General features: G+C 42.2%; 31 protein-coding genes. 14 read left to right on the top strand and 17 right to left on the bottom strand.

Features of this window, described 5'->3' with window-relative positions:
• The first annotated feature begins 12 nt into the window (after positions 1-12).
• Both FN732_RS03920 and FN732_RS03915 read left to right on the top strand, forming a co-directional pair.
• Entirely contained in the window at positions 13-672 is a 660-nt protein-coding gene (locus FN732_RS03920) for a ubiquinone/menaquinone biosynthesis methyltransferase (RefSeq protein WP_185954232.1), read from the top strand.
• 57 nt (positions 673-729) lie between these two features.
• A complete protein-coding gene (locus FN732_RS03915; protein ID WP_142934936.1) occupies positions 730-1,950 on the top strand; it encodes a cytochrome c3 family protein in 1,221 nt (406 codons plus the stop codon).
• A gap of 12 nt (positions 1,951-1,962) precedes the next feature.
• On the opposite strand, the gene FN732_RS03910 is transcribed toward FN732_RS03915, so the two are convergent.
• Both FN732_RS03910 and cutA read right to left on the bottom strand, forming a co-directional pair.
• On the bottom strand, positions 1,963-2,748 hold the full coding sequence (locus tag FN732_RS03910) for a sulfite exporter TauE/SafE family protein (protein WP_246051323.1): 786 nt from the start codon (positions 2,746-2,748) through the stop codon (positions 1,963-1,965).
• A complete protein-coding gene (gene cutA, locus FN732_RS03905) occupies positions 2,748-3,062 on the bottom strand; it encodes a divalent-cation tolerance protein CutA (protein ID WP_142934932.1) in 315 nt (104 codons plus the stop codon). The genes FN732_RS03910 and cutA overlap by 1 nt, the downstream gene beginning before the upstream one ends.
• Positions 3,063-3,091: 29 nt before the next feature.
• Here cutA and nfo point away from each other — a divergent pair, with 29 nt between their 5' ends.
• Both nfo and FN732_RS03895 read left to right on the top strand, forming a co-directional pair.
• Entirely contained in the window at positions 3,092-3,937 is an 846-nt protein-coding gene (nfo, locus tag FN732_RS03900; protein WP_142934930.1) for a deoxyribonuclease IV, read from the top strand.
• A 16-nt stretch (positions 3,938-3,953) separates the two neighbouring features.
• Positions 3,954-4,607 (top strand): phosphoribosyltransferase, encoded by a 654-nt coding sequence (locus FN732_RS03895; protein ID WP_142934928.1) that lies wholly within the window; start codon positions 3,954-3,956, stop codon positions 4,605-4,607.
• 6 nt (positions 4,608-4,613) lie between these two features.
• Here FN732_RS03895 and FN732_RS03890 read toward each other — a convergent pair whose 3' ends face one another.
• The 4 genes from FN732_RS03890 to FN732_RS03870 form a co-directional block, all read right to left on the bottom strand.
• Positions 4,614-5,303, bottom strand: coding sequence for a GGDEF domain-containing protein (locus FN732_RS03890; protein WP_185954231.1), 690 nt, complete (start codon positions 5,301-5,303; stop codon positions 4,614-4,616).
• Between the two features lie 682 nt (positions 5,304-5,985).
• The gene (locus FN732_RS03880) at positions 5,986-6,348 is read right to left on the bottom strand and encodes a YlbF/YmcA family competence regulator (protein WP_142934922.1); all 363 of its coding nucleotides are present in this window, start codon (positions 6,346-6,348) and stop codon (positions 5,986-5,988) included.
• A gap of 61 nt (positions 6,349-6,409) precedes the next feature.
• Positions 6,410-7,117, bottom strand: a complete 708-nt coding sequence (locus tag FN732_RS03875) for a zinc ribbon domain-containing protein (RefSeq protein ID WP_142934920.1) — start codon at positions 7,115-7,117, stop codon at positions 6,410-6,412.
• Entirely contained in the window at positions 7,107-7,889 is a 783-nt protein-coding gene (locus FN732_RS03870) for a Nif3-like dinuclear metal center hexameric protein (RefSeq protein WP_142934917.1), read from the bottom strand. The genes FN732_RS03875 and FN732_RS03870 overlap by 11 nt, the downstream gene beginning before the upstream one ends.
• Positions 7,890-7,940: 51 nt before the next feature.
• On the opposite strand from FN732_RS03870, the gene FN732_RS03865 reads away from it, so the two are divergent.
• Positions 7,941-9,425, top strand: a complete 1,485-nt coding sequence (locus FN732_RS03865; protein ID WP_142934914.1) for a menaquinone biosynthesis decarboxylase — start codon at positions 7,941-7,943, stop codon at positions 9,423-9,425.
• 128 nt (positions 9,426-9,553) lie between these two features.
• Here the strand turns inward: FN732_RS03865 and FN732_RS03860 are convergent, their stop codons facing one another.
• The 9 genes from FN732_RS03860 to efp are packed head-to-tail and all read right to left on the bottom strand — an operon-like array spanning position 9,554 to position 17,288.
• Positions 9,554-10,135, bottom strand: a complete 582-nt coding sequence (locus tag FN732_RS03860) for a flavin reductase family protein (RefSeq protein WP_142934912.1) — start codon at positions 10,133-10,135, stop codon at positions 9,554-9,556.
• 2 nt (positions 10,136-10,137) lie between these two features.
• Positions 10,138-10,560: an FKBP-type peptidyl-prolyl cis-trans isomerase gene (locus FN732_RS03855; RefSeq protein ID WP_142934909.1), complete on the bottom strand. Its 423-nt coding sequence runs from the start codon at positions 10,558-10,560 to the stop codon at positions 10,138-10,140.
• A 26-nt stretch (positions 10,561-10,586) separates the two neighbouring features.
• On the bottom strand, positions 10,587-11,732 hold the full coding sequence (locus FN732_RS03850; RefSeq protein ID WP_246051322.1) for a pyridoxal-phosphate-dependent aminotransferase family protein: 1,146 nt from the start codon (positions 11,730-11,732) through the stop codon (positions 10,587-10,589).
• Positions 11,733-11,743: 11 nt separating this feature from the next.
• Positions 11,744-13,855 (bottom strand): ATP-dependent helicase, encoded by a 2,112-nt coding sequence (locus FN732_RS03845; RefSeq protein ID WP_142934905.1) that lies wholly within the window; start codon positions 13,853-13,855, stop codon positions 11,744-11,746.
• Positions 13,856-13,887: 32 nt separating this feature from the next.
• Entirely contained in the window at positions 13,888-14,385 is a 498-nt protein-coding gene (locus FN732_RS03840; protein ID WP_142934903.1) for an RNA chaperone Hfq, read from the bottom strand.
• Positions 14,385-14,900 (bottom strand): RNA chaperone Hfq, encoded by a 516-nt coding sequence (locus FN732_RS03835; RefSeq protein WP_142934901.1) that lies wholly within the window; start codon positions 14,898-14,900, stop codon positions 14,385-14,387. The genes FN732_RS03840 and FN732_RS03835 overlap by 1 nt, the downstream gene beginning before the upstream one ends.
• Before the next feature lie 18 nt (positions 14,901-14,918).
• Positions 14,919-16,265, bottom strand: a complete 1,347-nt coding sequence (accC, locus tag FN732_RS03830) for an acetyl-CoA carboxylase biotin carboxylase subunit (protein WP_142934899.1) — start codon at positions 16,263-16,265, stop codon at positions 14,919-14,921.
• Positions 16,266-16,274: 9 nt separating this feature from the next.
• On the bottom strand, positions 16,275-16,706 hold the full coding sequence (gene accB / locus FN732_RS03825) for an acetyl-CoA carboxylase biotin carboxyl carrier protein (RefSeq protein WP_246051321.1): 432 nt from the start codon (positions 16,704-16,706) through the stop codon (positions 16,275-16,277).
• A 9-nt stretch (positions 16,707-16,715) separates the two neighbouring features.
• Positions 16,716-17,288 carry an elongation factor P gene (gene efp / locus FN732_RS03820; protein WP_142934896.1) on the bottom strand — a complete coding sequence of 191 codons (573 nt, stop codon included), beginning with the start codon at positions 17,286-17,288 and terminating at the stop codon, positions 16,716-16,718.
• Positions 17,289-17,355: 67 nt separating this feature from the next.
• Between efp and FN732_RS03815 the strand changes: the two genes are divergently transcribed.
• The 7 genes from FN732_RS03815 to FN732_RS03785 are packed head-to-tail and all read left to right on the top strand — an operon-like array spanning position 17,356 to position 22,773.
• Positions 17,356-18,252, top strand: coding sequence for a fibronectin type III domain-containing protein (locus FN732_RS03815; protein WP_142934894.1), 897 nt, complete (start codon positions 17,356-17,358; stop codon positions 18,250-18,252).
• Positions 18,221-18,688: a 5-(carboxyamino)imidazole ribonucleotide mutase gene (purE, locus tag FN732_RS03810; RefSeq protein WP_142934892.1), complete on the top strand. Its 468-nt coding sequence runs from the start codon at positions 18,221-18,223 to the stop codon at positions 18,686-18,688. Before FN732_RS03815 ends, purE begins: the two co-directional genes overlap by 32 nt.
• A 1-nt stretch (position 18,689) precedes the next feature.
• Positions 18,690-19,601 (top strand): damage-control phosphatase ARMT1 family protein, encoded by a 912-nt coding sequence (locus FN732_RS03805; protein WP_142934890.1) that lies wholly within the window; start codon positions 18,690-18,692, stop codon positions 19,599-19,601.
• The gene (locus FN732_RS03800) at positions 19,576-20,184 is read left to right on the top strand and encodes an L-threonylcarbamoyladenylate synthase (protein WP_142934888.1); all 609 of its coding nucleotides are present in this window, start codon (positions 19,576-19,578) and stop codon (positions 20,182-20,184) included. The genes FN732_RS03805 and FN732_RS03800 overlap by 26 nt, the downstream gene beginning before the upstream one ends.
• The gene (gene fmt, locus FN732_RS03795) at positions 20,177-21,112 is read left to right on the top strand and encodes a methionyl-tRNA formyltransferase (RefSeq protein ID WP_246051318.1); all 936 of its coding nucleotides are present in this window, start codon (positions 20,177-20,179) and stop codon (positions 21,110-21,112) included. Before FN732_RS03800 ends, fmt begins: the two co-directional genes overlap by 8 nt.
• Before the next feature lie 49 nt (positions 21,113-21,161).
• A complete protein-coding gene (locus tag FN732_RS03790) occupies positions 21,162-21,590 on the top strand; it encodes a Fur family transcriptional regulator (protein WP_142934886.1) in 429 nt (142 codons plus the stop codon).
• Positions 21,577-22,773 (top strand): HD domain-containing protein, encoded by a 1,197-nt coding sequence (locus tag FN732_RS03785; protein WP_142934883.1) that lies wholly within the window; start codon positions 21,577-21,579, stop codon positions 22,771-22,773. The genes FN732_RS03790 and FN732_RS03785 overlap by 14 nt, the downstream gene beginning before the upstream one ends.
• Here the strand turns inward: FN732_RS03785 and rfaE2 are convergent.
• A complete protein-coding gene (rfaE2, locus tag FN732_RS03780) occupies positions 22,737-23,225 on the bottom strand; it encodes a D-glycero-beta-D-manno-heptose 1-phosphate adenylyltransferase (protein ID WP_221928596.1) in 489 nt (162 codons plus the stop codon). The genes FN732_RS03785 and rfaE2 overlap by 37 nt on opposite strands.
• A gap of 60 nt (positions 23,226-23,285) precedes the next feature.
• Here rfaE2 and FN732_RS03775 point away from each other — a divergent pair, with 60 nt between their 5' ends.
• Together FN732_RS03775 and mtnP are read left to right on the top strand one after the other, a co-directional pair.
• The gene (locus tag FN732_RS03775; protein ID WP_142934881.1) at positions 23,286-23,570 is read left to right on the top strand and encodes a hypothetical protein; all 285 of its coding nucleotides are present in this window, start codon (positions 23,286-23,288) and stop codon (positions 23,568-23,570) included.
• Positions 23,567-24,421 (top strand): S-methyl-5'-thioadenosine phosphorylase, encoded by an 855-nt coding sequence (mtnP, locus tag FN732_RS03770; RefSeq protein ID WP_142934879.1) that lies wholly within the window; start codon positions 23,567-23,569, stop codon positions 24,419-24,421. Before FN732_RS03775 ends, mtnP begins: the two co-directional genes overlap by 4 nt.
• A gap of 10 nt (positions 24,422-24,431) precedes the next feature.
• Here the strand turns inward: mtnP and hisF are convergent, their stop codons facing one another.
• Complete coding sequence (gene hisF, locus FN732_RS03765; protein WP_142934877.1) at positions 24,432-25,187, bottom strand: imidazole glycerol phosphate synthase subunit HisF; 756 nt, start codon at positions 25,185-25,187, stop codon at positions 24,432-24,434.
• Positions 25,188-25,377: the final 190 nt, after the last annotated feature.

The following is a 25,377-nucleotide window of genomic DNA, read 5'->3' as shown; positions in this document are numbered from 1 at the left end:
AATGGAGATATCTTGAAAAAGCCTGTAGGCGTTGAAATTTTTGACAGAATAGCCCACAAGTACGACTCTATTTCAAGGTTCCTTTCAATGGGGCTCATTCCAAGATGGCAGAGAGAACTAGTAAAGGGAATAGAGAAGACAGGTAAGGTTTTAGACCTTGCCTGTGGTACGGGTGATGTGGGAGCTCTCCTTCTTGGAAAGGCCGACTCCATAGTTGGACTTGACTACTCCCTCTCCATGTTGGAGGTAGCCAAAAGGAAGTATCCAGAAATTTCCTTCGTAAGGGGAGATGCCCTTAAAACCCCGTTCAAGGACAGTTCCTTTGATTTGGTTCTCGTTTCACTTGCTCTAAGGCACTTTGAAAACCCTGAAGGGGGTCTGAGTGAGATTAGGAGGATTTTAAAGGAGGGTGGAGAGGTAAGAATTTTGGAGGTTTCAGTTCCTAAAAACCCCCTGTTAAAGGGACTTTTCATTCAGTTTCTAAAAAGGGTTATGCTTCCGCTTGGAAAGCTCCGCTCAAAATCTGACGTTACTAAACACCTATACGAAACGATAGTTAACTTTCCTCACTACGAGGAGCTTTTAGAAGTTGCGAAAAGAACAGGGTTTAAAAACGGAAGCTACAGACCTCTCTTTTTTGGAATGGTAACGATTTACACTTTTCAGAGCTGATTTTGATATCATATTAAATCAATTATTTTCCCTTTTTACAAAATTGTGGAGGGTAATGTGAGAAGGCTTCTTCTTATCGCCGGGGGAATTTCCCTCCTCTACGGATGTGGGGGAGGTGGAGGGATAGCAAAACCCGATATTCACTACAGGGATTTTGGCGTAAACGTTGCAGTTCCAAGCAGCCCCTATCTAACGGAGGAAAACCACAGGGACGGCTGGGGACAGAGGGACTGTTTAGGATGCCACCAAAACTTCAAGCATACAATGGCAACTCCAAAGTTTTCCGCTGACAAATACCAGAAATTGATAGATAGGGCGGTAGAAAACGTTGGAGTTAGAAACTCCATAGAGGTCTGTTCTGCCTGTCACGGTCTTAACGGAGTTAGTGGTGAGAGGAGACAGTGCCTTGTGTGTCATGACCAGATGGACAAACTTCACTTTTACTCCAACACCTCCAATAGGAAACACTTCCACGACTTTAACGGAAACGGAAAAATCGATGACGGTGACTGTGTAGTTTGCCACTGGCAGCCGGATATGGACGGAATTGTTGAGATGGATACGGACTTTGGAAAGTTGGGAGGAACTGTAGTAAGGAACACTCAGGAACTCTGTCTTAAGTGCCACTCCAACACCTGGAGCTCCATTAAGGATGAACCCCTTGCAGATACAAACGGTGATGGTACTCCCGATAAAAAAGTTTCAGAGAATCTAAACCCTCCAGACGTAGGTCTGAAGTGGTCTGGGGACTACCACGGAGACAACAGCTTTTCGTCGGAAAAACCGTTTAAACAGGTTGACTTGGACGGGGAGCTCCTCTTCCACACTGAACACTCCCCGCTTGAGTGTGTCCAGTGCCACAATCCCCACGGAAGTAACAATGATGGATTGATAGTTGAAAAAGTTGGAGAGACCCTCTCAGTTGTTAAACCAGTTAAGCAGGTTGATAATACTCAGGAAGTCAAGTACACGATTGTTGACCCCCAAACGACGGCCTACTTTGAAAACATGAAGTACTACGGAAGTGTAGAGGCCAAGGATAGAACGTACAACTTGGAAAACTCGACAGATTTGAACGATTATGTGAATCTACCTGTAAAAAACGACGATTCCTCAGTTGAAAACAACAGGAGTACGTCTCCATCACTCTGTGCGTCCTGTCACGATGGAAGCAGCGACTACTCTCCAGTTAACGGTCTTGGACTTCCAATTGACATACAGAACCACAATTCAGGCCACAAGTGTACTGAGTGTCATGCCCACGGGGGAACGTTCTAATTCCCCGTGGCCTTATTTCATCAACATTCTTAGGCCAATCAAAAAGAGCAGAACTCCAAAAAGCCTCTTCAATAGTTTCTGTTCAACTGTGTGGAGAATTCTAACTCCAAGTCTGCTACCTATAAGCCCTCCTATGGAGACAAACAGCGCAGCAGGAAGGTATATGTACCCAACCTGGTAACTTAAAACCCTCTCTGCAGGCACTAAAAGGTAGAGAAGAGTTCCCAAAAAGGCATTTATAAATGAGAGAACAGAGGCAAAGGCTACAACAGTTCTAACTTCCATCTCAGAAAAACTAAACATTAGTGTATTTACTACAACTCCTCCACCTATTCCAAGGAGAGCACTTAAAAATGCAGAAAGAAGTGAAGTAAACGGAAAAAGTACAGACTCCTTTAAGTTAAACCTTAAGACTCCTTTCTTTTCAGTAAGTATCTTGAACGAAAGAAGAAGTAAAAAAACTCCGAAGAACCTTTTTAGAAAGCTTCCCGAAACGAGGTGGGAAAAAAGAACTCCAAGGAGAATACCTGAGAAGATGTAGGGGAGAATCCTTAGAACTCTTCCAAATTCAACCTTTCCTTTAAAGATGTGAAGCCCTGATGTAAACAGGGTTGAAACCGTTATTACAGATAGACTTGTAGCAACGGAGAGTTTAAAGCCTATCTCCTCAGGAATACCCTTCATTGAAAAAAAATAGTTGAAAATGGGAACTAGAATTACTCCCCCTCCAATCCCAAAAAGACCTGCAGCAAACCCTGAGATGATTCCAACCAGAAAGAGGATTAAGTAAATTTCCACTATTGGAGCTCCATGTTAATCCAGTTAAGATAAGCAGAATAACCTTTAACTATAGGTAGTGCAATTATTTCAGGAACTTCGTAAGGGTGAATTGAAAGAATCTCCTTTTCAAGCTTTGAGTAAAGGCTTCTTTTAGTCTTTATGAAGAGAATATATTCCATCCCTCTTTCAATTTTTCCCTTCCATAGGTAGGAGCTCTCAACCTTAAACTTTTGGATGCAGGCTGCCAATCTTTTCTCAAGCAACTGTCTTGAAATTCTTTCAGCATCTTCCTTTGTTGGCACTGTAGTTATGACCTGAATATATTCTGCCATTAATACCCCCAAAACGTAAGGAGGTTAAATTGAAGTTCGTCGGTGCCCATGTCAGCACTTCAGGAGGAATTTTCAACGCTCCCCTCAATGCTAAAAGTATTAATGCAAGAGCCTTTGCCCTCTTTACAAAAAACCAAAGGCAGTGGAAGGCAAAGCCTCTGAAGGATGAGGATATTTTAAAATTTAAGGAGAATTTAAAGAAAGTCAAAATAAAGCCAGAACACGTTCTACCTCACGACAGCTACTTAATAAATTTGGGGAATCCCTATCCAGAAAAGAGAAGAAAGTCCATTGAAGCCTTTATTGAGGAGATAGAAAGGTGCCATCAATTGGGACTAAAGTATCTGAACTTCCACCCAGGAAGCCACCTTGGGAAGCTCACAGAGGATGACTGCTTAAAGGTCGTTGCAGATTCGATAAACGAGGCTGTTTCAAGAACGAAGGACGTTGTCTTAGTAATTGAAAACACGGCAGGTCAAGGTTCAAACGTCGGTTACAGATTTGAACACCTTGCAAGGATAATCGAGTTAGTTGAGGATAAGTCGAGAATAGGAGTGTGTCTTGATACGTGCCACATGTTTGCAGCGGGGTACGACATAAGAACAAAAAAAGCCTACGAAAAAACTATGGAGGAGTTTAGAAGTATCGTTGGGTTTGAGTACTTAAAGGGAATGCACCTGAACGATGCTAAATCAACTTTGGGAAGCAGAGTTGATAGACACCACTCAATCGGGAAGGGAAACATTGGAATTGATGCCTTTAGGTTCATAATGAACGACGATAGGCTCAACGACATTCCGCTAATCCTTGAAACGATAGACCCATCAATTTGGAAGGAGGAGATAGAACTCCTATATTCGTTAGTAGAAACGTAATTTTCGGGAGGGAGAGATGGTATTTTCAGACAGGAGAGAGGCAGGAGAGCTCCTTGCAAGGGAGATATACGGGAAGTTTGGAAACACACTTATTGACCCTGTTGTCGTTGCAATACCAAGGGGTGGCGTTGTTGTTGCAGAACCAATAGCTGAAGTTTTGGGAGCTCCAATTGAACTTGTTTTTCCAAGAAAGATTGGAGCTCCATTCAACGAGGAATTTGCCGTTGGAGCTGTAACTGAGGACGGCCGCGTTCTTTTAAACCCTTACGCTGAAACATTTGGAGTTACTAAGGAGTACCTTAAGAGGAAAGTTCAGGAGGAGCTCTTAGAAATTGAGAGGAGAAAGAAGAAGTACTTGGGAGACCTTCCGAGGATTCCCATTGAGGGGAGGGACGTTATACTTGTAGATGATGGAATAGCAACCGGACTAACGGTAAAGGCAGCCATTCTTTCACTTCGTCGTCAAAATCCAAACAGAATTATTCTTGCAGTTCCAGTAATGCCTGCTGAAAAAGTCCCCGAGTTTCGTGAGATGGTTGATGAATTGGTGGTCCTTCACGCTCCTGAATTCTTTCAGGCTGTCGGTCAATTTTACAGGGATTTTTCACAGACAACCGATGAAGAGGTTATTGAAATCATAAGGAGAAACAGAGAAAAGTTTAACATTTAAGTCTCCTTAACTTTCACTTTTTGCAAAGACTTCCACTCTATTTCTTCCTTTTCTCTTTGCTTCGTAAAGGGCCTCGTCCGCCCTTTTTATAAGAATCTCCTTAGATTGATTTTCCTCTGGAGTAATAGTTGCTATTCCTATGCTAACCGTTACACACTTGGAAACCTTGGAAGAAGGATGCTCTATACACCTGCTTTCAATAGCCTTTCTTATCCTTTCAGCTACCTCCTTAGCCTCTTTGGCATCAGTTTCAGGGAGAACCACAACAAACTCCTCCCCGCCGTACCTTGCCACAATATCCATGTCCTTTCTCAAATTTTCAGAAATTATTCTGGCAACTTCCCTTAGAACCCAATCCCCTTCCAAGTGCCCCAACGTATCGTTAAAGTTCTTAAAAAAGTCTATATCAATCATAAGAAGTGAAATAGGACGCTTTGTTCTCATTGCCCTCTTCCACTCACGTTCAAACTGCTCCTCAAAGAACCTCCTGTTTGGTATTCCTGTTAGACCATCAATGTATGAGAGTATTTTCAGCTCATTGTTTGATTGGGACGTAAAAACCGAAAGAAGAATATCCCTTATAAATGTCCTTTCTTTAAGATAGGAACAAAATACTGAAATTAGATTTTCAACGGTTAGGAAAAGTATATTGGCCAGAAGGGTATTTTTATCCAACCTGATAAATAAATCAGCCATTAAAATGTAGAAGAGAGATAAGGATAGAGAACTAAAAATTGCATATTTAAACCTTTGAAAGGCGTATGAAAATAAGATTATTAGCGATATACCAAAAAACAACCACTGTCTACTCCCTTCTGGGAGAAAATAGCATTGAATTATATTAACTAAGCCAACAAAAATTATAAGGATTGAAAACAAAAGTTCTAAAATATTAACATTTTTAATCCTATAAGTTAGCAGAAAAAGAAGGATACCTGCAGGAAGAACTAAACCAAAATCTATTAAAAGAAGAGTTTTCTTTACATCAATTGGTAGAAAAATATCAGCCATTCTAGAGACAAAATAGAGAACAATTCCAAATATAATTGAAAACCTTAACCATTTAATAATAAATTTTTTCTGAATTTCTATGAAACTTTTTTTCTAAAAGTTGAAAGAAATTGAAGTACAAATTGCCATGTTCAAGTTCTTGGATGACTTTATTTTTATACTCTTCTGAAAGTTCCGATTTAGTTATTAACTTTTTCAACTTCTCAAAACCTAAAAACTTTTGCATTTTCTTTCTTGGCAAAACCTCTCCGTTGTTGTATAAATGGCTTTGAAACTTCCTGAATAAAAAGATATGGTATTAACTGCTGAGTTTTCCGTGATTTAAATCAAAAAGGGATTTGATTAAAGGCGGGCAGAGCCGCCGGAATTAGAAGCTACAGCCGGAGCAACCTGAACAGCCGTGACCGTGCTGTTTAGGACCTTCAATGGCTTCCTGAAGGAGAGCATTAACAGTTTCAAGCATCTGTGAAAACTTTTGGTTGGCCTCTAAGTACTCCTTTCCAATTGGATTTTCGGCAAATTTGTTAAAGGCCTCCTCCAACTGCTGCATAGCTTCGGGAGTTTGAGACATTTGGGCCATCTGCTGAAGCCTCTGAACCTCGTTTAAAAGCTGCATAGCCTCAGGGTCTAATCTTAACTTGGCCTCTGCTGCCCTAAAGTTTGCAAGCTCCTCACTCTCTGCAATGGCCTGAGCAAGCTCTGAGGCTTTCTTAATTACCTCTGCTGACATAATTCCTCCTAACTTTGTATATTGAAGCTCAATTTATGGCCACAGTGGAAAAATAACAACCTTATCTGTTTTTTGCGTATATAAATCTTCCACAGTAAGGACACTTTGTCTTCCCCGGCTCTAAACTTCTTAGGAGCTCCCTAAACTCAGCCGGAGAATAGGCTATTCCGCAACCTTCACAGATACCAGTTGATATATCGGAAAAAACGAGTCCACTGTATTTTCCCTTCAACTTTTCAAAGAACTCCAAGTCACCCTCCGGTATCTCCCTCCTCATTTTTTCAATCTCTCCACTAACCTTCTCTATTTTCTCCTCCAATCTCTTGGATTCACTCTCAATCTCATTCAACTCCTCTAAAATTTCATTAATCTTGGGAAACACGTCCTGTTTAACCTTTTGATATGCATCCTTCAAAGCCTCAATCTCTGCATCTATCTTTGTTATTTGTTGAGATGTCTTGATTATCTCATCCTCATTTTTGGCTATCTGTCTAAGAATCCTTTTGAATTCTTCCCTATTCTTTACACTCTCCTTCTGTTTTTCCAGTTCTTTAATTCTCTCCTTCTTGTAGGAGATGAAGTTTTTTAAATCCTTCAGCTCCTTTTTCTTATCTTCAAGTTTACTCTTAGCCGCGTCTATCTGTTTTTGAAGTTCTCCTGTCTCATACTCGAGTTCTCTCTTCCTTTCTAAGAGCTCCTCCTTTTTCGTCTTTAATCTCAAAAGCTCAATTTCCTTATTCTGAAACTCCAACAACTTTTCATTCAACATCCTTAACTACCTCGAAGGGGGATTTTTCTTCAAAAATAACGAACTCAAGCTCCTGAAAGTTCTCTGAAAGAACGGAAATTAGTTTTTTAAAAAACAACCTCTCGGTACCAAAGTGGCCCATATCAAATACGGTTAAGCCCAAATCAAGAGCCTTCATAGCATCGTGGTACTTAACATCTCCTGTAATGTAAACGTCGGCCTTACTGCAGACTCTGTCTATGAATGAAGCGCCACTTCCGGAACAAATGGCCACCCTTTTAACTTCAAAGTCCGGCCTGTACAGAACCGTTTTAAATACGTCCCTCGGTAAAAATTTCACAAGTTTACTCAGAAGCTCTTTCTGAGTGATAGGGGAAGGGAGCTCCCCTAAAATTCCGTAGGGGGGATTCTGAACGATAGAACTCCTCCTTTCAATTCCCAAAAAGTCGGCTATGATGGCCGTTGGACCAAAGGGAGAAACGTCCAAGTTCGTGTGGAGTGATAGAAGGTAGATTGAGTTTTTAACGAGCTCTATCAGGAGGTTTTGAGGGTATAGGTCATCAGCATACTTTTTAAGTCCGGAAATTGTAAGGGGATGATGGGTTATCAGCAAATCAATTCCCTTCTCTTTTGCCTCCTCAATAACATCCTTTGATACAGATAGGGCAAAACCTATGGATTTAATTTCTGCATCTTTCACACCAAACTGAATGCCTGAGTTGTCCCAGCTGTCCTGAGTCTCAAGAGGGATTACAGAGTCCAAAAAATCCTTTATTTCCTTTAGTTTAGCCATACCTTCCTCCCTAAGGTGGTAGAATTCTACAAAATCGAGTGAGAGGAAGAAATGGCCTACAGGGATTTGAGGGAATTTATAGATAGGTTGAGGAAAGAGGGAGAGCTGAAAGAAATAGACTATCCCGTCAGCTCCTACTTGGAAATTACAGAAATTGCCGATAGAGTAGTTAAAGCAGGAGGACCGGCACTTCTGTTTAAAAATGTTGATGGAGGAGATATTCCCGTTGCTATAAATCTCTTTGCAAGTTACAGAAGGATGAAACTGGCCCTTGAGGATGACCCTGATGAGATTGGAAAGAGAGCAGCAAAGCTTCTAAAACCTGAAAAGCCAACAGGCTTTGTGGATAAAATCAAGAAACTTGTTGAACTAAAGAAGATAGCTGACATCTTCCCGAAGGAGGTAAGTAAGAACAGAGCTCCCTGTAAAGAGGTCATAGAGAAGCCGGACCTTACAAAGTTTCCAATTCTCTTCTGCTGGCCTAAGGATGGCGGGAGGTTTATTACTCTTCCCTTAGTCTTTACGAAGGACCCGGAAACCGGTGAGAGAAACTGCGGAATGTACAGGCTTCACGTTTACAGTAAAAACACAACGGGAATGCACTGGCACTGGCACAAGGTAGGGGCAAAGCACTTCTGGAAAGCAAAAAGGATGGGAATAAAGAGGTTTCCAGTTGCCGTTGCAATAGGCTCAGACCCGGCAGTCATCTACTCGGCTACAGCCCCACTTCCCGATGATGTTGATGAGATGGTCTTTGCCGGATTCATAAGGGGAAAGGCTGTTGAAATGGTTAAGTGTGAAACGGTTGATTTAGAAGTTCCGGCAAATGCAGAGATTGTTCTTGAGGGATATGTAGATACTGAGGAGTTCAGGTTTGAAGGTCCTTTTGGAGACCACACAGGTTACTACTCATTACCGGACTTTTACCCTGTTTTCCACATCACGTGCATAACGAGGAGGAGAAATCCCATATATCCTGCAACAATCGTTGGTAAACCTCCAATGGAGGACTGTTACATTGGAAAGGCAACGGAGAGAATTTTCCTTCCGCTACTTAAAACCCAGCTTCCGGAGATAGTAGATATGAACCTCCCCATTGAAGGGGTATTCCACAACTTTGCCTTTATTTCCATAGACAAGAGGTATCCTGGACACGCAAGGAAGGTTATCTCTGCACTTTGGGGTTTGGGGCAGATGAGCTTTACAAAAAACATAGTTATTTTTGACAGGGATACAAACGTTCACGATATCGGAGAAGTTATCTGGAGGTGGGGAAACAACGTAGACCCTAAGAGGGACATTGTCTTCTCAGAGGGGCCTGTCGATGCTTTAGACCACACGTCACCCCTTCCATTCTACGGTAGCAAGATGGGAGTTGATGCAACGAGAAAGTGGAAGAGTGAAGGTTTTCAGAGGGATTGGCCGCCAGATATAGAGATGGACGAAAGGATAAAGAGGAAAGTTGACGAAATTTGGGACAAGTTAGGACTTCCAGCTGTAAAGGAGAGGAAAAATCCCTGGAGCTGGGGGAGATAGAATTTGGCTACTGTAATAATTTTGCAATTAACCTATTGAAATAGAAATTTGATTTACCATATTAGATATAGCGGAATATTAATAATAAATAAACGCCTTGATACTAAAGGGGGCTTAGCCCCCCTCTTTTAAAGGTTTGATAGGTCAACTTCATTTTTAACTATACAGTACCTCTTTCCCCCTAACCTTCCTACAATTCCCCTCTGGGAATTTAAAATCTCTGGAGAGTACGTTATTGAAACAACCTCCCCTATGAAAACGTCCATCGGGGTTGAACCTAAGTTTAAGTGCTCCCTCAGTACGCACTCTAAGGATGCAGGAACTCCCTTAACCCTCGGAGGTTTAACCTTCTCTGAACTTTCAAGGGAAATCCCAAGCTCCTCCGGTTCACTTACTTCAGGTGGGAAGTCCTTTCCCGAAAGGTGCATCTTCTCCAAAAACTCCTCAGAAACTACATTGACGACAAATTCTCCCGTTTCAACAATGTTCCTCGAGGTATCCTTAAGGGAACCGTCCTTTCTCTTTCCAACAGAAACAAAGAGGAGTGGAGGTTTCGTTGTAACTGCATTGAAGAATGAAAAGGGAGCCAGATTAACGGCCCCCTCCTTTGAAACTGTAGTTATCCAAGCTATCGGTCTTGGAACAATCGTGCTAAAAATGAGCTTACTTATAAGTTTCTGGTTTTCCTCAGAAACCAAAACCGTCTCCATTTTCAGGAAACAACCTCCTTCTTAAGGAGTTTAACCTTAAACGTTAAAGGCATTCCTGCAAGTGGATGGTTGTGGTCTACCGTTACTGTTTCATCGTTAAAGTCAAAAACCCTCACTAAGAAGGTCTGTCCTTCAGGAGTTGTTCCCTGTAGAAGCTGTCCCTTCTGAAGGTCTAAACCCTGAAAGAGAGTTTTAGGAAGGGTCTCAAGGAGCTCCTCCCTCCTTTCTCCGTACGCCTCAGAGGGCTGTAAGGTAAAGGTCCTCTCCTCTCCCTCCTCCATTTTTAAAACTTCCCTTTCAAATCCGGGAATTACCTGCTCCTCACCAGTTTTGAATGTAAATGGCTCCCTTCCAGCCGTTGTGTCTATAACCTCTCCCGTTGGTGAGGTCAGTGTGTACTCAACTGTGCAGATGTACTTTTCCATACTTTCTCCTTTTAATTTTTTCCTAACTATACACCATTTTTGTAGAAGACTTCCATGGCAGCCCTGACAGAGTCACCAAATTTAAACCCTTCGTATCCCAACTCTTTAAGGGCAAACTCTGTCACCTCAAGCCCTGTAAGGACGTCAAACTGGTCAACGTACCCCATGTGGGAGAGCCTGAATATCTTCCCCTTCAGGTGCTCCTGACCACCGGCAATCGTCACACCGTACTTCTCCCTTGCTACCCTTACAATCTCCTGACCATTTATCCCCTCAGGACACCTTACTGCTGTAACGCCGTTTGCAGGGTTGCTTGAGAGGAGCTCCAATCCCAGAGCCTTAACTCCTTCCCTCGTTGCCTCTGCAAGAACTTTGTGTCTCTTGGCAACGTTCTCCAACCCTTCCTCAACTATCATTTTAAGGGCCTCGTTCAGTGCCACAACCAAATTGGTTGCAGTTGTGTAAGCAGTTTGTCCCTTGTTCTGCTGCTTTATCTCTTTTTTAAGGTCAAAGTAGTAGTTCCTCGGCTTTATTCTCTCAACAGCCCTCTTGCTCAAAGTTATAACGGCAAGGCCGGGAGGAGTCATCAGTGCCTTTTGAGAACCTGTCACTGCAACGTCAATTCCCCACTCATCTGTAGGTATATCGTAGACTCCGTAGGCTGTAATTCCATCTGCAACCAAGAGAACATCTGGGTAGTTTTTAAGGAGCTCCCCAATTCCCCTAACATCGTGAATAGTTCCAGTTGATGTTTCGCAAATTTGAACAAGAACACCCTTAACATCTGGATTTTCCTTCAGGGCTCTCTCCACATCCTCTATGTCCACAGCCCTTCCCCATTCAACGTTAATCACTATAGGGTTGATACTGTAAACTCTGCAGAGCTCCTCCCATCTCTGACCAAACTTTCCTCCAACAACCACTATTGCACTGTCTCCAGGCTGGAAGAGGTTAGATACTGCTGCCTCCATTGCTCCAGTTCCGGAGGAAGTAAGGATAAGAACCTCCCCTTCGGTCCTCATAACCTTTGAAAGGAGCTCTCTCGTTTCTAAAAAGACCTCCTTAAATTCGGGAGACCTGTGGTAGAGGGTTGGCCTTGAAAGTGCTTCAAGAACCCTCTCTGGAACCATTGTCGGACCTGGAGTTAACAGCCTCTTCTTTATAGGTTTCAACGTAAACCTCCCTATGCCAAGACTTTGAGAAACTTCATTATTATCGTCTTTTCACCGTAGTTGGAAAAGAACGCTGTTACCTTTGCATTTTCTCCCCTTCCATCAACTCTCTTAACAACTCCCTTTCCGTACTTTTTGTGAAAGACCAGTTTTGGCTTTCTGCTTTTTTCAATCTCCAAGTTTTCCGTTTTTTCCCTTAAGGTCTCACCCCTCGTCCTCTTCTTTACCTCTTTAATCAAGTTTGAAGGAATTTCTGAGATAAACCTTGAAGGCTTTGTATCCCTTAATTTTCCAAATGTCCTTCTCTTTTTTGCATAGGAAAGGGTTAAGAGCCTCTTTGCCCTCGTTACGGCAACGTAGAAAAGACGCCTCTCCTCCTCAATCTCCTCTGAGGAATCTGACGATTTGAAGTGAGGAAAAACTCCCTCTTCAAGACCAGTTACAAAGACAACGGGGAACTCCAAACCCTTTGATGCATGAACTGTCATAAGGGTAACTTTCTCAGCGTTTTCAATCTCGTCCTGGTCCGATGACAGAGTTACCGTTGTCAAGAAGTCCAAGTAGAGCTCCTCCCCTTTAAGTCCCGTTCTCTCTGAAAACTCCTGAATTGTATTTCCCAACTCTCTAACGTTTTCCAACCTCTGTTCAAAGTCCTCCTTAAACTCGTTCCTCAGGTAGTCCTCATAGTTGGTAACTGTAACGATAAATTTGATAAGCTCGTAGGGAGAAAGTTCTGAGGTCTTACCTTTGAGTATTTCTAACGTTTCACGGAGCTCCCTGACTGCCCTCCTCTGCTTTTCCATTCGGAGTTCCCCTTCAAGCTTTGAGAGGACTCCACTCCATGACCTTTCCCTTTCGGTTATCCTCCGTAACCTCTCCTCAACAGCACTTCCAAGTCCCCTCTTAGGAACGTTTAGAACTCTGAAAAGGGAAATAAGGTCCTCCTCAAAGAGAGAGAGCCTCAAGTAGGCCAGAATGTCCTTAATCTCCTTTCTCTCGTAGAACTTAACTCCACCAACAATCTGATAGGAGATTCCTTCCCTCCTTAAAGCATCCTCTATCGACCTTGACAGGGAATTGGTCCTGTAGAAAACTGCAATGTCCTTTGGACTTATTCCTTTTTTAATCAAGTTCTTTATAGCCTTTGAAACAAAGAGTGACTCCTCTGAGTCTGTTTCAGCCCTAAAGAGCCTTATTGGTTCTCCAGTTTGATTGTCTGTGTAAAGCCTTTTTCCCTTTCTGAGCCTGTTGTTGGATATTACGGCGTTTGCAGCTTCAAGAATTACCTTTGTACACCTGTAGTTCTTTTCAAGTTTTATTACCTTTGCATTCTTGAAGTCCCTTTCAAACGAGAGGATGTTTTCAATGTTTGCCCCCCTCCAGGTATAGATACACTGGTCCTCATCTCCAACAACACAGATATTTCCCTTTCTACCAGCAATTGACCTTGCAATTTCGTACTGGATTCTGTTTGTATCCTGATACTCATCAATCAACAGGTACTGAAAGTACCTTTCGTAGTAACTTCTCGTCCTTTCGTCACTTAAGATGTCTCTTCCATAAAGGAGTAAGTCATCAAAGTCAACGGCATTAAGTTCCTTCAGCTTTCTGTTGTAGAGCTCAAAAATAGGAGAAATTCTATCGTAGTAAACCTGTGCAGAATCAAGAGAGAACGTTCCATTCTTTATGTTGCTCAAAACAGAGGACAGGGCAGAGGGACTGTAGAGTTCTGTATCAAGGTTTAACTCCTTTACTACTTCCTTTAGAAGCCTCTTCTTATCCTCAGTATCAACTATCACAAAGTTTGGTTTTAAGCCTACTTTAGCAGCGTGAGACCTTAAAAGCCTAACACAGAAGGAGTGAAACGTTGAAACAAAAACGGGAACGTCACTCCCTAAGAGCTTCTCTACCCTCTCCTTCATCTCCCTTGCTGCTTTGTTTGTAAACGTTATTGCGAGAATTCTCTCGGGAGAGAAGGAGAGCTCCCTAACCATGTATGCAATCTTATAGGTAATAACCCTCGTTTTTCCTGAACCTGCACCTGCAAGTATTAAAAGTGGAGAATCAAAGTAGAGAACGGCCTCTCTCTGCTGTGGATTAAGTTCATTCAGGAGTTTCTTCACTTCTTTCTCCTAAAGTAAAAGAAGGGGGAAATTTAAGGTTTATAGACTATTGTCGAAATTGCGTGTTTGTACGCAAGAATGTTTCCCATGTAGTTTCTCAACTTTAAACAGAACCTGTCAAAACCCTTTAGCTTTGCCTCCAATCTACTACCGTTTCTAAAGTAAACAATAACTCTCTTTCCAAGGGCACTTCGGAGCTCCCTACTCTGAACTCCCCCCATAGTTGAACAGGCTATAACCTTGTAACCCTCCTCCACCTTCCTCTCAATCTCCTCTTTCTGCTCTTCCGTCAGAATCGGCGGAAGGTAAACCTGAATTGATGAGGCAGGCTTTATGATTATGTGGTCGTCAAACTCCTCTGTAATTACGTTACCGGATGACTTTAAAACCTGAACAACAAGTTTGACCTGCTCAGGTTTAACAGAAAGCTCCTCAGACAACTCCTCAATCGTTCCTCTAAACTCTCCCCTCTCCTCAAGAAGTTCAATAAGGGCTATTTGGGCTTCCTCTAAGGTCTTATACCTCTTCATTACTCTTCCACATCATAGAGAATTGTTGCAATGGCGTGTTTATAAACTAAGGATTTTCCCTTTGGAGCTGTCATGGATAGTGTAAAGTTATCAAAATCCAAAAGTTTTCCCTCCAATCTCGTTCCACTTATGAGGAAAACCGTAACGTCCTTTCCCAACAGGGATGAAAGTACCCTGTCCTGAAGGGACTTCTTCTTCTCCTTTTCCTTTTTTTCCTTTACTTCCACTTCCTCAACGTTTTTCTGTTTTTCCTCTTTCTCCTCCACCTTGGCCACCTCCTCCTCTTTCTGAGGTTCGGAAGACTCGGCCAGCTTTATAGTCAACCCCTTCCCCCTTTTGGATTCAGACTTTAGAAAACCTTCCTTCTCAAGTTCCTTTAAAACTTTTTTCACTATGTAGGGTGAGGCGTTCGTTAAATTTGATAGCTCCTCAATCGTTCCGTTGTACTCTCCAAACTCAGAAAGGTACTCCTTAATCCATATTTTTACCTTTTCAGACTTCGACTGACTGGGCATTATTTTCCTCCAAACTGATTAAACAATCTTGGGAAGGATAACCTCTTCTAAAATCCTCGTATTCAAATTCCCTTTTCTAAATTCCTCCGTTTCTATCAATTTCAGGTGAAAAGGAATTGTAGTTTTTAAACTTCCCTCTATTACAAACTCAGAGAGAGCTCTCCTTCCTCTCCTTATTGCTTCCTCCCTACTCTCTCCCCAAACTATGAGCTTTGCAAGTAGAGAATCGTAGTAAACGGGAACTTGGTATCCCTCGTATATATGAGTATCGACCCTTACTCCAAATCCTCCGGGTATCAATAGTTTTTCAATCTTTCCCGGAACTGGGGAGAATCCTTTTTTATAATCTTCACAGTTTATTCTAAATTCTATAGCATGTCCTTTTAATTCAACTTGATTATAGTCAATTTTCTCACCGGAAGCTGCCTTTATTTGAAGTGAAATTAAATCCTTTCCTGTTACCATTTCAGTAACAGGGTGTTCCACCTGAATTCTCGTATTCATTTCGATGAAGTAGAAATTTTTTTCCTTATCAACTAAAAATTCAACCGTTCCAGCACCCTCATAATTTATGTACTCTGCAATCCTCTTTGCTGCCTCTGAAAGCTTCTTTCTGAGCTCCTCATCGACAAAGGATGAAGGAGCTTCCTCTAAGACCTTCTGGTGCCTTCTCTGAAGAGAACACTCCCTCTCCCCAAAGGTTGCTACATTTCCCCCTCTATCTGCAACTATTTGAACTTCTATATGCCTTGGATTTTCTATGAACCTCTCAAGGTAAACCTCACTACTTCCGAAGGCAGCCTCAGCTTCAGACATGGCGGTTGCTATCAGTGTTTCCGCCTCCGATGGTTCACTTATCAGTCTCATTCCCCTTCCACCACCACCGTGGGCTGCCTTAACTAAGAGCGGATAACCTATTCTCTCCGCTTCCTTAAGGGCTTCCTGAACACTCCTGCAAACACCACTTCCCTCAATTACAGGAACTCCTGCTCTCTTTGCAATCTCCCTCGCCTTCGCCTTATCTCCCATCAAGAGCATTGTTTCTGGAGAGGGCCCTATAAACTTCACTCCACAGGCATTACAAATTTCGGCAAATCCGGGATTTTCAGACAGAAAACCGTACCCAGGGTGAATTGCATCGGCTCCAGTTAACTCAGCAGCAGCAATTATTGCCGGTATGTTAAGGTAACTCTGGCTTGGCTGAGGCCCTCCTATACAGACGGCCTCATCCGCTAAGTAAACGTGGAGCGACTCCCTATCCGCCGTTGAATAAACTGCAACTGTCTTTATTCCCAATTCCTTACACGTTCTTATGATTCTTACAGCTATTTCTCCACGGTTTGCAATAAGGACCTTTTTGAACATTACACTTTCCTATTTTTTCTCAATGTAGAAAAGAGGTTGACCGTACTCAACAGGTTGACCATTCTCAACGAGGACTTTCTTAACTATTCCCGATACTTCAGACTCAATCTCGTTCATAACTTTGAGAGCCTCTATTATACACAGAACCTGCCCCTTTTCAACGTAATCCCCCTCCTTAACAAATGGCTCAGCTCCCGGAGAGGGAGCTCTGTAAAACGTTCCCACCATGGGAGACTCTACAACGTAGTAGTTCTCTTCTAATTCCTCTTCCTGAGGAACCTCAACTTCCTCCTTTACAGGGGAAGGTTTAACAGTTTGAACAGTAATTTCCCTTTTGAACTTTGCCTTTATTTTGATTCCTTCCGTCTCTATTTCAACTTCCTCTAAGGATGTGTTCTCCAGGGACTTTAGTAAGTTCTTTACTTTCTCCAAATTCTCCAAAACATCCTCCTACTTAACGTTTACCCTTTCTATGTACTCTCCCGTTTCAGGGTTAACCTTTACAAAATCTCCAACGTTTATAAAAGTAGGAACCTGAATTACCGCTCCAGTTTCAAGGGTAGCCGGCTTTGTAACGTTTGTAACAGTATCACCCTTAAACCCTGGTTCGGTGTCAACAACCTGGAGAACAATGCTCTTTGGAAGTTTTACAGAAATTGCCTCTCCTTTGTAAAATTGAACCATAACGGGAGTGTTCTCCTTCAGAAACTTTGCCTTTTCTCCCAAAGAAACAGCTGGAACTCCAACCTGTTCGTAAGTTCTCGTATCCATAAAGTAGTAGTACTCACCGTCGTTGTAGATGTACTCCATCTCCCTCTCTTCAAAGTCTGCGAGTTCTAACTTTTCACCAACCTTGTACGTCTTTTCAACAACGTTTCCAGTTTTTAGATTCTTCAGTTTGATTCTTGCAAATGCCTGTCCCTTACCGGGTTTAACGTGCTGATAGTCGATTATTTCGTACGGAGCTCCCTCTATTTCCAACTTCATTCCCTTTGATATTTGATTTACATCTATAGAAGCCAACGCCACCTCCTTATGGATTCAAATTTTGAGAAAATTATATCAGCAAAAAATTTTCAATGGAGGAAATTTGAAGAAATTAGTACTGTTCCTATTTCCCCTCTTGTTTTCCTTTTCCACCTGTGGCCACAGGGGAAATCCTCTCCCTCCCCTTACAAAAAAACCATCACCTCCAATAATAACTGAAAAAGTACAGGACTTCAACAGGCCACTAATCGTTTGGAAGAGGGTTAGCACCTATGAGGATGGAAGGAAAATTCCGAACCCTTCAAAAGTCCATTACAGGGTGATAGTAAACTTTGGAAAGGAGACGTATGAAACAGAAAAGAATTACTTTTTAGATGTTCCTATAAAGGCTGGAGAGAAGAGGTGCTACAAAGTAATCTCCATCTACAAAAGGGAAAAAAACGAAAGTAACGTAGAGTGTCTGCTGGGAAGAAAGCCTATCGTGGACGTTCCAAAGGTAAAGGTGAAGGCTGGAGATGGACTTGTAAAAGTCTCTGTAGAAAATCCCGTTACGGAAGTTGAAGCATTCAGAAATCAGGAATTTCCATTTGTAAAACCCTACGCCACCTTTAAGGGGAGCTCCTTTATCGATAAAAACGTAAAGAACGGAAAAAGGTACAACTACAGATTTAGGTTTTCAAAAGGTAGTGTAAAGGGAAGATTAACAGAACCCTATTCTGTTACTCCTCAGGATAGAATTCCTCCCCTTCCTCCTCCAAAGGCGTATTTAGTTAAAAGACCTGTATGTACCCTATTCTGGGAGCCATCTCCTTCAAAGGACGTTGTTGATTACGTAGTTAAAACAGATAGAAGGGAAATTAGAGTTAGTGGTATATACTTAACCTTTAAAGTCTGTCCCAAAAAGGTAGCTATCTACGCCGTTGATAAGTCGGGGAACCTTTCAAAACCTGCTTTTCCGGAGGTCTTAGATGAAAAAGGTTGCAGTAGTGATGGGAAGTAGGTCTGACATGCCCGTTATGGAGTCCTGTCTAAAGACGCTCAGAGAATTTGGAGTTCCTTTTGACGTTAAGGTTCTCTCTGCTCACAGGACAATAGATGAGGTAATTTCCTTCTGTGAAAAGGCAGAGGAGGAGTACGAGGTCATAATTGCAGCTGCGGGTTATGCAGCACACCTTGGAGGAGTCATAGCTGCAAAAACTACACTTCCTGTAATTGGAGTTCCGTTGGATGCCTCTCCTTTAAAGGGGATAGATTCCCTTCTATCTATAGTTCAAATGCCAGGAGGAATTCCTGTTGCTACCGTTACAATAGGGAAGGCCGGTGCAAAAAATGCGGCGGTCCTTGCAGTTGAGATAATGGCCATTAAGTACCCGGAGCTCCGAGAAAAACTCAAAAGTTATAGAGAAGAGATGAAGAAAAAGGTTTTAGAGGGCTAAGATGAAAGTGTATCCCCTTTGTCTTCCCTGCTTTCTCAACCAGGTGAGAAAGGCCGCAAAGGTGGCAGGGCTTTCTAATAAGGAAACTATTAAAATTGAGAGGGAAGTTGCAAAATTCCTCTGGAAGGAGTTAGACCCTGAAAAATCACCAGGTCACAATGCTACCTTTGTTCACAGGATATTTAAAAGGATGTCAAAGGTAGAGGACCCCTACAGAAACCTTAAGGACAAGTACAACTCAATTGCCCTTAAATTGGAGCCAATTTTAGAGAGGGAAATTTACGAAAGGAGTGACGACAAGCTCTCTGTAGCAATAAAACTTGCAGCCCTTGGAAACGTCATAGACTTTGGTGTTCCCTCCACATTTGACCTTGAGGAGGAGATAAACAACTTCTTTAAAACGCCATTTGCCTACTTTGATGTAGCAATATTAGAGAGGTTTTTAGTTCCGGGAAAGACCGTTCTCTACGCTGCAGACAACGCTGGTGAGATAGTCTTTGATAAGTTTTTGATAAGGGAGCTTAAGAAAAGGGGATTAAGGGTAGTACTGGCAGTTAGGGGAGCTCCCGTCCTTAACGATGCAACCGTTGAGGATGCAGTTTCAACTGGTGTTGCGGATATTGTTGACGAGGTTGTCACGGCTGGAAAGGACTACATTGGAATCGACTTTGAATTTGCCTCTTCAGAGTTCAAGGAGGCGTGGAAGAACAGCTACTTCGTTGTATCAAAGGGACAGGCAAACTTTGAAACCCTTGATGGTGTTTACGACAAGGACATCTTTTTCATTCTCAAGGCAAAGTGTGAGCCGGTTGCAATGGAACTCTCGTGCAACGTCGGCGATTTAATATTTCTCTATAACAAGCACCTTTTAAACATAAAGGAAGGTAATGAGGAAGCTGAGAAAGGAGATTGACAACCTGCCTGTAGTTGCAGAGGAAATAAGAAAGGAGAAAATTGTCTGCTCCCCTACGGATACACTCTACGGACTCTTAGGTAGTGCCCTTTCTGAAAAGGTTTACAGGGATATTTACAGACTTAAGAGGAGAAGCCATAAAAAACCGTTAATAGTTCTCTTTGATTCTATTGAAAGGGCTGAGAAATTAGGAGTTTTATTCCCTAAAGGAACAAAGGAAAAGTTAAAAAGTATCTTTCCAGAGAGGTTGACGATAGTACTTCCCCTAAATAGAAACTCCCCACTTGGAAGGGTTTTAAAGAGGGAGAACGTTGCTGTTAGAGTTCCGAAGGATGAATTTCTTTTGAAACTGATTTCTGAAACATTTCCTCTCTTTGCCCCAAGTGCAAACCCTGAAGGGGAAAAACCCTCAGAAAGCTGTAGTGACTGTGAGAGGTACTTTGATGACAGGATATCCCTCTGTTTAGAGGGAGAGACGCTAAATTTACCATCAACCCTTGTTTCCCTCCTCAAGGGGAAACCGGAGCTTTTGAGAGATGGAGCCTTCCCCTTTGAAAGGGTAAAGGAGGTATTCAGTGAGTAATTTAAAAGTTGTCTTTATGGGAACGCCGGAGTTTGCCGTTCCTTCCCTAAAAAAGTTGGTTGAGTCGGGTTATGAAGTTCCTTTAGTTGTAACACAGCCAGATAAACCGGCAGGTAGGGGTAAAAAGCTAACACCTCCTCCTGTAAAAGTTACTGCCCAAGAGTTTGGAATTCCCGTCTACCAGCCTGAAAAATTGAAAGAAAACGAGGAGTTAAAGGGATTATTGGAAGAAGTATCTCCAGACTTAATTGTCGTTGCAGCTTACGGAAAGATACTCCCTAAATGGCTCTTAGAGCTCCCGAGATTTGGAGTTATAAACGTCCACGCCTCCCTTCTTCCAAAGTACAGGGGAGCATCCCCTATTCAGAGTGCCATTCTAAACGGAGAAACTGAAACGGGAATTACAATAATGAAGGTTACAGAGAGGTTGGATGCCGGAGACATTATAAGTCAGGAGAGAGTCCCAATAAATCCTGAGGATAACGCTCAAACACTTCATGACAAGTTATCAAAGGTTGGAGCTCTCCTTCTGGTAAAAACGATTCCCCTTTACGTTTCTGGAGAGATAAAGCCAGTACCTCAAAACGAGGAGGAAGCAACCTACTGTACACAGATAAAAAAGGAGATGGGGAGAATTGACTGGAGGAGGAGCTCTCAGGAGATATTTAACATGGTTAGAGCTTTTACTCCATGGCCTTCTGCCTTTACGGAATTTAAGGGAAAACGTATAAAAATAACGAAAGCCATTCCCATTTCAGGAAGGGGAGAACCTGGAGAGGTAGTAAGGGCAGATAAGGAGCTGATAGTTGCAACTGGGGAAGGAGCTCTAAGGATAGAGCGATTAAAGCCCGAAGGTAGAAGGGAAATTTCTGGAGAGGAATTTGTAAGGGGTTACAGGGTAAGTGTAGGTGATAAATTTGGAGATTAGTTAAAATTTACTAAATTTATAAGATGCAAATATCTTGCAGGAGAAAATAATGAAGGTTAATGAGAAGATAGATGAGTTTAAAAGAAAGTCTAAAAGCTGTGGGTTAAAGGTAACTCCCCAGAGAATAGCCGTTTACAGGGAGATTCTCTCAAGGAAGGACCACCCGAGTGCAGAGGAGCTCTACGAGAGTCTAAAGGGAAAGATTGAGGGAATTTCACTTACAACGGTTTACAGAACGCTCTCAAATTTGGAGAAGGTTGGTCTCATTCAAAGGGTTCCTACACTAAAGGACAAGGTAAGGTACGATGCGAGGGTTGAACCCCACAGCCACTTCATCTGTTTAAACTGCGGGAAAATCTACGATTTAGACCTCATTCCCGAAATTGATAGGGAGAGGGTAAAACACATAGGAGAACCTTTAAGCTGTTCGGCAGTTTGTTACGGAATCTGTAGAGAGTGCAGAGTTGAAAAAGCATAAACTCTTGATGGACCCTGTTTATGAGGAATTTATCCTCTTTGAAAGGGACTCCTCCTTAGAGAGGATTCTAAGGAGCAGACTTCTGCAGAGGCTCAGATACATAAGGCAGTTAGGCCCCTGTTACCTCGTTTACCCGGGAGCTGAACACACAAGGTTTCAACACTCCCTTGGAACGTACTGGCTTACAGTTAAACTCTTTGAGTATTTAGAGCTGAACGGCTTCAATCTTGATGATGAAATCAAGCTGTCTGTTGAAGTTGCAGCGCTTACCCATGACTTAGGACACTCTCCCTTCTCCCATGCTCTTGAAGGTTATATCCTTCCCTTCCACCACGAGGATTTGACTCAAAAGGCTCTCGCTCTACTAATTGAGGAGGAGAGTGTAGATAGGAAACTAATCGAGTCGGCAATGAAAATTCTAAGAAAGGAACACGAGAAGCCATTTACGCATCAGATGGTCTCAAGCCAACTTGACTGTGACAGACTTGACTACTTAAGGAGGGATGCTTTCTACACGGGAGTATCGTTTGGAAGAATAGATACAAACAGAATCTTGGTCTCTGCCAATTTGGAAAACGACCGTTTAGTGTGGAGTTTCAAGGGATTGAATGCTTTAGAATCCTACGTTATGTCGAGGTATCAGATGTACTGGGCAGTCTACTTTCACAAGGTAAACCTCTCTGCCCAGGTTCTACTTCAAAAAATAGTTATTAGGTTGAGGGAGCTCCTTTTGAACGGGGAGAAACTGCCAATAGATGAAAACTTAGAAAGGTGTTTAAAGCATAACGACTTAGAGGCATTCTTCAACCTAACTGACGGAAACATCACAACTGCTATATACATGCTCCAGAAACACAAGGACGAAATAATTTCTGACCTATCCAGGAGATTTATAAGGAGGGAGCTCTTCAAAACTGTTGAAGTAAAGCCTTCTCAAGTTATAGAGTTTAGGGAGAGGGTAGAAAAGTTAGGTTTTGACCATAGGTACTACTTTGAGGTTGTTGAACCCTCAAAAGTTGCCTATTCCTACTACTCTCCTAAGGGCGATGACGTTATAAGGGTAAAATTTGGAGATAGAGTTGAGGAGCTCTCAAACGTAGCTCCCACAGATGCAGTAAAGGCCCTCTCAAGGGAGGTTTCAAAAACCTACGTTGTTGTCCCTCGGGAGTTCTTTGAACAGTAAACCTCTACAATCCTCCTAACTATTTTTGTTGTAGATATATCAAACTTAAACGGAATCCTCTCAACAGACTTTGCAAATTCCCTTCCCACTATTTTCTCTATCGGCCAATCTGCTCCCTTTACAAGAACATCCGGCCTAATAGTTTCAATAACCTTTAAAGGGGTCTCCTCATTAAATATGAAAACGCAGTCAACTGCTCTAAGTCCTGTAAGAACCCTTGCTCTTAAATCCTCAGGAACAATAGGTCTTTTTTCTCCCTTAATTTTTCTTATAGACTCATCGCTGTTCATTCCAACGATGAGGAAATCTCCCAGTAGCTTTGCCCTTTCCAAGTAGTCAACGTGTCCTGCGTGGAGAATGTCAAAACAACCGTTTGTAAAGACAACTTTTTTCCCGCCCTTCTTCAAACTTAAAACCAAGTTCTTTAACTCATCCAAATCCCTTAAAACCAATACAACCTCCAGTAGGATAAAATTTCTCTTAAAACTTAAAACTTAAAACAGGAGGAAAAGATGGTTTTATCCTTTGGAGAAGTTAGAGAACCCCACGAAATTGTCAACATTGCCTATGCATTTTCCCAGCAGAAGCAGAAAACGTGGTTTAACGGGGAACTCCCCATAGACCCTATAATGAGGGTTGTTTCTATGTTGGAACAGCAGGCTCAGCAGTTGAAAGCAGATGGAGTAAAGAACATTACGATTAAAATTTTGGAAGGAACGGACAAGGATGGGGACAAGGTAGTAAACGTTTGGGGAATGGGAACAATAATCAAACTAAAAACTGGAGGTGAAGAGTGAAAATTGGAGTCATTGGTGGAAGTGGCCTTTACGACATCGAAGGATTAAGAGATGTTAAGGAGATAAGACTTGATACACCGTTTGGACAGCCCTCCGATGCTTACATATACGGGAAGTTAGAGGATAAAGAGATTTACTTTCTTCCAAGACATGGAAGGGGACACGTATACCTTCCATCAGAAGTTCCCTACAGGGCAAACATCTACGGTTTTAAGATGTTAGGTGTTGACTGTATTATTTCCGTTAGTGCTGTTGGTTCCATGAAGGAGGAGATAAAACCGGGGGATTTTGTAATAGTAACCCAGTACTTTGATAGGACAAAGAACAGGCCTTCAACGTTCTTCGGTAACGGAATAGTTGCCCACATTCCCTTTGATACACCTACATGTCCACTCCTAAACGAAATAATCTACAATGCTTGTTTGGAAGAGGGAATTCCCGTTCACAAGGAGGGAACCTATATATGTATAGAAGGTCCCCAGTTCTCAACAAAGGCAGAATCAAAAATATACAGGAGCTGGGGAGTTGATGTTATTGGAATGACAAACATTCCCGAGGCAAAGCTTGCAAGGGAAGCTGAAATTCCCTATTCAGCTGTTGCCCTTGCAACAGACTACGACGTGTGGAAGGAAGGAGAGGAAGTTAACGTAGAAAAGGTTCTTGCAACTATGGCAAGAAACGTCGAAAATGCAAAGAAAATGATTAAGAGAGTTGTTGAAAAAATAAAACCTGAAGATATTGAAAATTCTCCTGCTAAAACAGCTCTAATTGGTGCAATTCAAACAAAACCTGAATACATTTCAGATGAAGCTAAAAAACGACTCTGGTTACTACTAAAGGATAGGGTTTAGGGGTACCCCCCTAAACCCTTACCCAAACTCCTCTTTCCTTTAAATATTTCTTTAAATCTGGAATTGATATTTCCCTAAAGTGGAAAACAGATGCGGCCAAAACGGCGTCAGCTTTCCCCTTTGTCAATCCTTCGTAAAAGTGTTCCGGCTTTCCAGCTCCTCCTGAGGCTATGATTGGAACTGAAACAGCCTCTGAAACTGCTCTTGTCAGTTCAATGTCGTAACCTTTCTTCGTTCCATCCCTATCCATAGATGTGAGGAGAATTTCCCCTGCTCCCCTGTCAACAACCTCCCTTGCCCACTCAACAGCATCCTTTCCCGTTGGAGTTCTTCCTCCGTGAATGTAAACTTCCCAGCTTTTCCCCTTTCTCCTTGCATCAATTGCAACAACTATACACTGCGAGCCAAAGAGTTTTGCCCCCTCAGTTATGAGTTCGGGATTCTTTACAGCAGCTGTGTTTATCGAAACCTTGTCAGCTCCGGCATTTAGTAGATTCCTTATATCATCAACAGTTCTAACCCCTCCCCCCACAGTTAAGGGCATAAATACCTCCTCTGCAGTCCTCCTTACAACGTCTATCATAATTCCCCTCTTTTCGTAGCTTGCAGTTATATCCAGAAAAACCAGCTCATCTGCTCCCTGTTCATCGTAGACCTTGGCATTCTCGACAGGGTCTCCTGCATCAATCAAGTTCACAAAGTTAACTCCTTTAACTACTCTTCCTTCTTTAACGTCAAGGCATGGAATGATTCTCTTTGCCAACAATTTGGCCTCCCAATTAAAAGAATTTTTCAAAAGTATATTAAATCCAGGTAAGCCAACTATAGAGCACTCGATACGTATTGATAAAGAACAACCACTGTTGAAGTTCAGAAAGAAGGTGGACACCCTAAAATAAGATTTGAACTCCAACAAAAGGAGGTGTCCACCAATGAAACAATTAAAGAAATTCAAA

Source organism: Balnearium lithotrophicum, from assembly GCF_900182585.1.
In the GTDB taxonomy this organism is placed as follows: domain Bacteria; phylum Aquificota; class Aquificia; order Desulfurobacteriales; family Desulfurobacteriaceae; genus Balnearium; species Balnearium lithotrophicum.
The sequence above is the reverse complement of the archived record's forward strand: the minus strand, read 5'-3'. Positions and strand labels throughout refer to the sequence as shown.

Bases quoted from the DNA above. Each gene is read 5' to 3' on its own strand.
- FN732_RS03840 (WP_142934903.1), bottom strand. From the start codon at position 14,385: ATGAAGAGGTATAAGACCTTAGAGGAAGCCCAAATAGCCCTTATTGAA.
- FN732_RS03870 (WP_142934917.1), bottom strand. From the start codon at position 7,889: ATGGCTAAACTAAAGGAAATAAAGGATTTTTTGGACTCTGTAATCCCT.
- FN732_RS03860 (WP_142934912.1), bottom strand. From the start codon at position 10,135: ATGGAGACGGTTTTGGTTTCTGAGGAAAACCAGAAACTTATAAGTAAG.
- FN732_RS03855 (WP_142934909.1), bottom strand. From the start codon at position 10,560: ATGGAAAAGTACATCTGCACAGTTGAGTACACACTGACCTCACCAACG.
- FN732_RS03895 (WP_142934928.1), top strand. From the start codon at position 3,954: ATGGTATTTTCAGACAGGAGAGAGGCAGGAGAGCTCCTTGCAAGGGAG.
- FN732_RS03875 (WP_142934920.1), bottom strand. From the start codon at position 7,117: ATGTTGAATGAAAAGTTGTTGGAGTTTCAGAATAAGGAAATTGAGCTT.
- FN732_RS03890 (WP_185954231.1), bottom strand. From the start codon at position 5,303: ATGGCTGATTTATTTATCAGGTTGGATAAAAATACCCTTCTGGCCAAT.
- cutA (WP_142934932.1), bottom strand. From the start codon at position 3,062: ATGGCAGAATATATTCAGGTCATAACTACAGTGCCAACAAAGGAAGAT.
- FN732_RS03865 (WP_142934914.1), top strand. From the start codon at position 7,941: ATGGCCTACAGGGATTTGAGGGAATTTATAGATAGGTTGAGGAAAGAG.
- FN732_RS03835 (WP_142934901.1), bottom strand. From the start codon at position 14,900: ATGCCCAGTCAGTCGAAGTCTGAAAAGGTAAAAATATGGATTAAGGAG.
- accC (WP_142934899.1), bottom strand. From the start codon at position 16,265: ATGTTCAAAAAGGTCCTTATTGCAAACCGTGGAGAAATAGCTGTAAGA.
- FN732_RS03775 (WP_142934881.1), top strand. From the start codon at position 23,286: ATGGTTTTATCCTTTGGAGAAGTTAGAGAACCCCACGAAATTGTCAAC.
- FN732_RS03790 (WP_142934886.1), top strand. From the start codon at position 21,162: ATGAAGGTTAATGAGAAGATAGATGAGTTTAAAAGAAAGTCTAAAAGC.
- FN732_RS03800 (WP_142934888.1), top strand. From the start codon at position 19,576: ATGAGGAAGCTGAGAAAGGAGATTGACAACCTGCCTGTAGTTGCAGAG.
- FN732_RS03805 (WP_142934890.1), top strand. From the start codon at position 18,690: ATGAAAGTGTATCCCCTTTGTCTTCCCTGCTTTCTCAACCAGGTGAGA.
- purE (WP_142934892.1), top strand. From the start codon at position 18,221: ATGAAAAAGGTTGCAGTAGTGATGGGAAGTAGGTCTGACATGCCCGTT.
- FN732_RS03880 (WP_142934922.1), bottom strand. From the start codon at position 6,348: ATGTCAGCAGAGGTAATTAAGAAAGCCTCAGAGCTTGCTCAGGCCATT.